Origin of the sequence: Streptomyces sp. PA03-1a (assembly GCF_033792805.1) — a bacterium.
In the GTDB taxonomy this organism is placed as follows: Bacteria; Actinomycetota; Actinomycetes; order Streptomycetales; family Streptomycetaceae; genus Actinacidiphila.
Genome location: NZ_JARAVO010000355.1, coordinates 1 through 6,808, shown reverse-complemented (window position 1 = coordinate 6,808; position 6,808 = coordinate 1). Strand labels below are relative to the sequence as shown.

Sequence of the window (6,808 nt, the reverse complement as noted above, 5' to 3'; positions counted from 1 at the left end):
GGGTGGGCGGGAATCCGCGAGTTGGTGCGGCCGCGTGCCCGCCCGATTAGCGTGCGGATATGGCACTACGCTTCCCCGCTCCGGTCACCATCGACGGCCGGTACGCGCGGCTGGTCCCGCTCTCGCCGCTGCACGTCCCGGCGCTGTTCACCGCGGCGCGCGCCGACGAGGGGATGTGGCGCTGGCTGTCGACGACGCCCCCCGGTTCGCCCGGCGAGATGGCCTCGCTGGTGGAGCAGCGGCTGGCGCAGGCCGCGGCGGGGGAGTCCGTGGTGTTCGCGGTCGTCCCGCACGCCACGGAGCGCCCGTCGGGCTGGGCCGCGTACGTCGACGTCTCGGTCGTCGACGAGCGCGTGGACATCGGCTGGAGCTGGCTGGACCCGGCCCTGTGGGGCGGCCCGGTCCACCTGGAGACCCACTTCATGCTGGTGTACTACGCCTTCGAGGACCTGGGCTTCGGCCGCGTCCAGTGGCGCCTGGACGACCTCGACCTGCCGACCCAGGACGCGGTCTCCCGCATCGGCGGTATCCGCGAGGGCGTGCTGCGCCGGCACTGCCGCCGGGTCGACGGGTCGTGGCGCGACACCGTGTACTACTCCCTGGTCGCCACCGAGTGGCCGGCCGTGCGGGAGCGGTGGATGTCGGGCTGGATCCTCGAATGACGACGGGCCTCAGTGCCCCTTGCGCGTGCGGCGCCAGGAGAACGGCCCCGGGAGGTCGACGGATTCGGTGCGCTCACCGCGGGTGTTGACGGTGTGGTGGACGCCCTTGCTGCCCGTGGTGATGGACAGCGAGCGCTTGTTGATGTTCAGGCGGACGCCGGGCAGGATCCGGAACGACTTGCGGAAGCGAAGAGGCACGTGGTGCTCCTTTCCGAGGGTTCGGTCTGGAGTACGTGTGCCCTGCTGACGACCTTTCATCGGGGTCCGTTCCCGCGGGTGTCGCGGATGCCCGGTGTCAGGTCGCGCCGCCGCCCTCCGGCAGGCGTGCGGCGATGCCGTCGATGAGGAAGGCCAGGCTGAGCTCGAACTGCCCGTCCGCGTCCGGCCCGGAAGGGGCCTCCATCCACCGCGCGAGCAGCGGGTGCCGCCCGCCCGCCGCGGCCAGTTCGCGGGCGGCGGTGACGGCCGCGGCGAGCTGCTGCGGGGTGTGGATGCCGTGGCGGCGGCGCATGGCGAGCTCCTCGGCCTCCTGCTGCGCGCTGCCGAGGACGTGCCGGTCGAGGAGCGCCGCGTAGGTCATGGCCTCGCCGAGGGTGGCGCCCTGGTGCACGAGCACCTGGAGGACGAATTCGGTGCGGCGCATCATGTGCGGCCCCAGCGGCGGGCGCGTAGGGGCGAGCTGGGCGAACCACAGATGCCGCTTGACCGCGTCCCAGCTCCCGGCGGCCACCGCGTGCAGATCGGCCCGCCAGTCGGCGCCCGGCACCGGGGGCAGCGGGATCTCCGCCGTGACGGCGTCGAGCATGAGGTCGACCAGCCCGTCCTTGCTCATCACGTGACGGTAGAGGGCCATCGGCGTGTACGGGCCGAGCCGCTTGGCCACCGCGGCCATCGTGAGCGCCTGCGGGCCGCCCTCGTCGGCGACGGCGATCGCGGCGCGCACGATGTCGTCCCGCTCCAGCGGGCTCTGGCGGCGGCGCGGCGCGGGCTGCGTCCAGATCAAGGGGGCCGGGGCGCCTTCCGGGGTCTCCTGCGTCTCCTTCACGGGGGAAGTTTATAACGTCAGCTAAAGTATATGACGTATACGCAAGAGCGAGGGAGCAGTCATGAGCCAGCCCACCGCACCGGCCGGGATCCGCCTCGGCGTCGTCAGGGGCATCAGCTACGGGATGTTCGGAGCGCCGGACAGCTTCGTGCCGGAGACGCGGGAGCTCGGCGCGAGGCTGGTGCGCGTCTTCCTCTACTGGGGGCAGGTCGAGCCGGAACCCGGACGGTACGACTGGTCCGTCGTCGACGCCGTCCTCGGGCAGCGCGACCCGGCGGCCGAGCTCTGGGTCACCGTCTGTTCCAGCTCCCCGTGGGCGACCCGGCAGCCCACCGGCTTCCTCCCGTCCTCGCCCGCGCTCGACCCCGCCGGGTACGAGCGCTTCGTCGGCGACCTGGTCACCAGGTGCCGGGGCCGCGTGGACCACTGGCAGTGCGGCAACGAGCCCAGCAACACCGGACTCCTGTGGGCCGGCAGCGCGGCGGAGTACGTCGCACAGCTCACCGCCTTCCACCGCGCCGTACGCGCCGCGGACCCGGCAGCGTCGGTCGTCCTCGGCGGCTGCGGCCACGACGTGCTGTCCGGCCCCGCGGACGGCGAGGCCCGGCGGTTCTTCGACCACGTCGTCGAGCACGGCCGCGACGCCTTCGACCTCTTCGACGTCCACCTCTACGGGGACCCGCACGCGATCCCGGACCAGATCGCCCAGGTGCGCGCGATGATGCGGCGGCACGGATACGAACGCCCGGTGGTGGCGGGGGAGTACAACGGCCCCACCCTCTTCGAGTTCCCCCGGGCCCAGGCGGAACTCGAGCGGGCGATGACGGCCGCCTTCACGGGGGCGGCGGAGCCTGGCGAGGCGCCGGACCGCGCGACCATGCGCCTGCTCTACGAACGCTCCCCCGAACTCCCGCCGGAACTGCGTATGTTCATGGAGGACTGCCCTCCGGAGCTCGCCGCGCGCCGCGACCGCATCAACCGCCGCCAGATCGTCACCCGCACCGTCCTGGCCCTCGCCTGCGGTGTCACCCGCACGGCCTGCTGGAACCTGGCCCCGGAGATCCCCGGCTACCGCGACCGCCTCAACCTCATGGGCTTCCTCTTCGGCAGGCTCGCCCTGCTGGACTACGAGGGCACCGCCCTGACCCGGCGCCGCCCCGCCGCCGACGCCTTCGCCCTCCTGGCCGCGTACCTCGACGGCGTCACGGCCGTCCGCCGCCTCGCCACGGAGGACCGGTCCGGCCTGTACGCCTTCGAGGTGTCCCGGGAGGGCCGCGGCGCGCTCCAGGTCCTCTGGCGCTCCGGCGATCCCTACACCGGCGAGGACGCCCCGGGGACCCTCGTCGACCTCCCCTGGCCCCACGCCGCCGCCCACGCGGTCGACGCCTTCGGTGCCGCCGTCCCGCTGCACCGCGCCGACGGCACCGTCGGCGTCCCGCTCTCGGTCACCCCGGTCTTCCTCTCGACGGAGTCCCGGGAGGCGTGACCGGGCGGCCCCGGCGGCTCAGGCCCCGGCCGCGTAGGCCCAGAAGGCGCGCATTGTCGCCGGGGCGGCCGGGCCGGTCAGTTCGACCTGCGTGAGCAGCACCGTCACGGTGTCCGTGGACGGCGTGATGTGCGCCGCCGTGCCGGTGCCGCCGATCCAGCCGTAGCGTCCCGGTACGTTCCACGGGGCGACGGCCGCGACGTCCACCGAACCGCCGAAGCCCCAGCCCTGCCCCTCCAGGAAGACCGCGCTCGCGTCGCGTTCGGCGGGCGGCAGGTGGTCGGTGGTCATCAGCCGTACGGACTGCGCCGACAGCAGCCGGCGGCCGCCCGCGGTGCCTTCGGCGAGGAGCATCCGGCCGAAGGCGTACCAGTCGTCGGCGGTCGACACCAGGCCGCTCGCGCCGGACGGGAACGCCGGAGGGGTGCTCCACTGCCCGTCGGGGGCGTCCACCAACTCCAGCCCTCCCTGCGGATCCGGGCGGTAGAAGGCGGTGAAGCGGCCGAGGCCGGCACGCGGCACGGCGAAACCGGTGTCGGTCATGCCGAGCGGCTCGAAGATCCGCTCGGACAGGAACTCGTCCAGCGGGCGGCCCGACACCCGGGCGACCAGGACGCCCTGGATGTCGGAGCAGGTGTTGTAGAGCCAGGCCTCGCCCGGCTGGTGCAGCAGGGGGATCCCGGCCAGCGTCGCCATCCAGGCGTCCGGTGCCATGACCTGCTGCGGCCGCGGCGGGCCCTGCTTGAGCTCGCCGAACAGCGGGGCGAGCGCGGGCAGGGAGAAGTCCGCGGGGAAGCCGTAGCCCGCGCGCGAGGCCAGCAGGTCGAGGACGGTGATGGGCGCCGCGGCCGGCACCACGTCGTCGAGCGGACCGGCCGGGGTGCGGACGACCATCGGTTCGGCCAGTTCGGGCAGCCATGCCGCGACGGGGTCCGACAGGGCGATCCGTCCGTCGTCGACGAGCATCATGACCGCCGCCGCGACGACCGGTTTGGTGATCGAGGCGATGCGGAAGAGCGAGTCCCTGGTCATGGGGGTGGGGTCCCCGACGGCGAGGGTCCCCGCGGCCGCCACCTCGACCCGGTCGCCGCGCGCCACCAGGCCCACGGCCCCCGGCACCGATCCGTCGTCCACGAACGCCTGCAGGATGTCGTGCAACCGCTGCTCCATCGCTCCACCTTCCCTCGTACGCCGTCACGGAGAGGACTCCCGCCACGGCGCGGACTCATCGGTCCGCCGCCGTGCGGCCCGTTCGGCGGTGTGTTGCAGGGGCGGCACCCGGGCGTCCGCGTAGCGTACGGAAAGCCGGCCCGTATCGGGGTGTACACGGAGGAAAGGCACCGGATCCATGCAGCAGGAGCGCGGTGGCCGCTGTGACGTGATCGTGGTCGGGGCGGGCGCCGCCGGGCTGGCGTGCGCGGCGGACCTCGCCGTGGCGGGCCTGACGGTGCGGGTCCTTGAGGCCTCGGACGGAGTCGGCGGCCGGATGCGCACCGACCGGCACCGCGGCTTCCTCCTCGACCGCGGCTTCCAGGTCTTCAACACCTCCTACCCCCAGGTGAAGCGGCGCCTGGAGCTGGAGCCGCTGCGGCTGCGGCCGTTCACCCCCGGCGTCCTGGTGCACACCTCCGGCGGGCGACTGCGCTTCGCCGACCCGACCCGCCCGCCGTACGCGACCGCCGACCTGCTGCCGGGACGGCTCGCGTCGGGACGGGACCTGGCGGCGCTGGCGGTCCTGAGCGCCCGTGACATGGCGCTGCCCGCGGGAAGGCTGCGCGCGGGCGCGGACACCACGACGCTCACCGCGCTGGCCGCGGCGGGCATCTCGGCCGAGCTGGTGGAGACCCTGTTCCGGCCGTTCCTGTCGGGGGTCTTCCTGGAGGACGAACTGGAGACCTCCAGCCGCTTCTTCCACTTCGTGTGGCGCAGCATGCTGCGGGGCACCCTCGCCCTGCCCGCCGAGGGGATCGGTGCCGTGCCCGTCCAGCTCGCCGGGCGACTTCCCGGAGACACCGTCCGCACCGAGGCCCCGGTGCGCGAACTGACCGGCGACGGGGTGCTGCTGGAGGACGGCACGGACGTCACCGCGCCCGTCGTGGTGGTGGCCACCGGACCGGGGGCGGCCGCACGGCTGCTGCCCGGTCTCACCGTCCCGCCGACGCGGACCGTGACGACGTACTACCACGCCGCCGACCGGTCGCCGCTCGCCGAACCGACGCTGATGGTGGACGAACGCCGTCGCTTCCTCAACACCGTGGTCCTCACCGAAGTGCAGCCCGGACTGTCCCCGGACGGCCGCGCCCTGGTGGCGACCTCCGTGCTCGGCGCGCCGGGCCCCGCCGACGAGCCCGCCCTGACCGCGGCGCTGTCGGACGCGTACGGCACGGACGCCTCCGCCTGGGAGCCGCTGCACCGCTGCACCGTGCGCGAGGCGCTGCCCGCGATGCCGGCACCGCACCCGATGACCCGCACCACCCGCTTCGCGCCGGGGCGCCACGTGTGCGGCGACCACCGGGCTACCGGGTCGCTCCAGGGCGCGCTGGCCTCGGGCACGCGGGCCGCCCGCGAGGTGCTGTCGGACCGGCGCCGTGCGGCGACACGGCTGCGCTGAGGCGCCGGGACGGCCGGGGCGCGGGGCGCTCAGTCGATCGCGGCGTCCACGAGCGCGACGGCGATGGCGCGGGCGTGGGCGCCCGGCCCGGTGGCGTTCAGCGCGGTACTGCGGGCGACGGCGCCGTCGTAGAGCAGGGCGAGCCGTTCGCCGAGCGCCTCGGGGTCGTGGGCCCCCGCCACCCGTGCCAGGGCCGTCAGCCTGCGGGCGAACTCCCTCTTGTAGGCGGCCACCAGCAGGTGCACCGGGTGGTCGGGGTCGGGCACCTCGACGGCGGCGTTCAGGAAGGGGCAGCCGCGCAGCGGTCCGTCCGTCCGCCCCGGCGGCCAGTCGAAGATCGCCAGGAGTTGCTCCCGCGGGTCCGGGCAGGGCTCGCCGGGGATCACCTCGGCGGGGAGCAGGCCGTCCTCGAGTTCGCGCAGATAGGCCTGGACGAGGTCGTCCTTGCTCGCGAAGTGCGTGTACAGGGTGCGCTTCGACACGTTGGCGACGGTGGTCAGCTGGTCCATCCCGGTCGCGTGGACCCCCTGGGCGGTGAACAGCTCCGTCGCCGCCTTGAGGATCCGCTCCCGGGCGCCTCGGCCACTGCGCCGGCGTACGGGGGAGGGTGCGTCGCTCATGCCGTTAAGGATACCGATCGTTTTACTTCACCGGAAACGGCTGTTACGGTGGAGCGCGTAAGGAGACCGATCGGTTTACTTAAGGGCTCGGCGGACCCTCGCGCCGCTTCGTCCCGCGGACGCGGGCCGTGTCCCCGCGCACGCCTCCGCTTCCTGCCGCAGTGCCGCGGCGCCCCCTGTTGTCCCCGTCGACCGGGCCGCCCGGCCCGCGTACGGCGCGACCGTGCCTCTTCCCCGGAGACAGACCCATGACCCGTACCCCCTCGGACCCCGCCGGCGGCACCGCCGTCGTGCGGGCGCCCGCCCCCGGTGGCCCGGCGGCCGCGCGCCGCGCCCCGTGACGCGCCAACGGAGTTGACACCGCCCGCGACCACTCCCCAGTGA

7 protein-coding genes are annotated in these 6,808 nt (G+C 74.2%); 3 read left to right on the top strand and 4 right to left on the bottom strand.

Going from position 1 to position 6,808, the window contains the following annotated elements; all coding sequences use genetic code 11:
* Positions 1-59: 59 nt before the first annotated feature.
* The gene (locus PV341_RS42635) at positions 60-662 is read left to right on the top strand and encodes a GNAT family N-acetyltransferase (RefSeq protein WP_500326293.1); all 603 of its coding nucleotides are present in this window, start codon (positions 60-62) and stop codon (positions 660-662) included.
* 9 nt (positions 663-671) lie between these two features.
* On the opposite strand, the gene PV341_RS42630 is transcribed toward PV341_RS42635, so the two are convergent.
* The gene (locus tag PV341_RS42630) at positions 672-860 is read right to left on the bottom strand and encodes a DUF4236 domain-containing protein (protein WP_326570932.1); all 189 of its coding nucleotides are present in this window, start codon (positions 858-860) and stop codon (positions 672-674) included.
* Positions 861-957: 97 nt separating this feature from the next.
* Complete coding sequence (locus PV341_RS42625; protein ID WP_500326291.1) at positions 958-1,707, bottom strand: TetR/AcrR family transcriptional regulator; 750 nt, start codon at positions 1,705-1,707, stop codon at positions 958-960.
* Between the two features lie 61 nt (positions 1,708-1,768).
* Here PV341_RS42625 and PV341_RS42620 point away from each other — a divergent pair, with 61 nt between their 5' ends.
* Positions 1,769-3,193 carry a hypothetical protein gene (locus PV341_RS42620; protein ID WP_500360674.1) on the top strand — a complete coding sequence of 475 codons (1,425 nt, stop codon included), beginning with the start codon at positions 1,769-1,771 and terminating at the stop codon, positions 3,191-3,193.
* A gap of 18 nt (positions 3,194-3,211) precedes the next feature.
* On the opposite strand, the gene PV341_RS42615 is transcribed toward PV341_RS42620, so the two are convergent.
* A complete protein-coding gene (locus PV341_RS42615) occupies positions 3,212-4,363 on the bottom strand; it encodes a serine hydrolase domain-containing protein (protein ID WP_500326287.1) in 1,152 nt (383 codons plus the stop codon).
* Between the two features lie 178 nt (positions 4,364-4,541).
* Between PV341_RS42615 and PV341_RS42610 the strand changes: the two genes are divergently transcribed.
* Positions 4,542-5,804: an FAD-dependent oxidoreductase gene (locus PV341_RS42610; protein WP_500326285.1), complete on the top strand. Its 1,263-nt coding sequence runs from the start codon at positions 4,542-4,544 to the stop codon at positions 5,802-5,804.
* Between the two features lie 29 nt (positions 5,805-5,833).
* Here PV341_RS42610 and PV341_RS42605 read toward each other — a convergent pair whose 3' ends face one another.
* Positions 5,834-6,424 carry a TetR/AcrR family transcriptional regulator gene (locus PV341_RS42605; RefSeq protein WP_500360672.1) on the bottom strand — a complete coding sequence of 197 codons (591 nt, stop codon included), beginning with the start codon at positions 6,422-6,424 and terminating at the stop codon, positions 5,834-5,836.
* Between the last annotated feature and the right edge of the window lie 384 nt (positions 6,425-6,808).

Coding starts and splice junctions, on each gene's coding strand:
- PV341_RS42615 (WP_500326287.1), bottom strand. CDS start 4,363: ATGGAGCAGCGGTTGCACGACATCCTGCAGGCGTTCGTGGACGACGGA.
- PV341_RS42605 (WP_500360672.1), bottom strand. CDS start 6,424: ATGAGCGACGCACCCTCCCCCGTACGCCGGCGCAGTGGCCGAGGCGCC.
- PV341_RS42620 (WP_500360674.1), top strand. CDS start 1,769: ATGAGCCAGCCCACCGCACCGGCCGGGATCCGCCTCGGCGTCGTCAGG.
- PV341_RS42635 (WP_500326293.1), top strand. CDS start 60: ATGGCACTACGCTTCCCCGCTCCGGTCACCATCGACGGCCGGTACGCG.
- PV341_RS42610 (WP_500326285.1), top strand. CDS start 4,542: ATGCAGCAGGAGCGCGGTGGCCGCTGTGACGTGATCGTGGTCGGGGCG.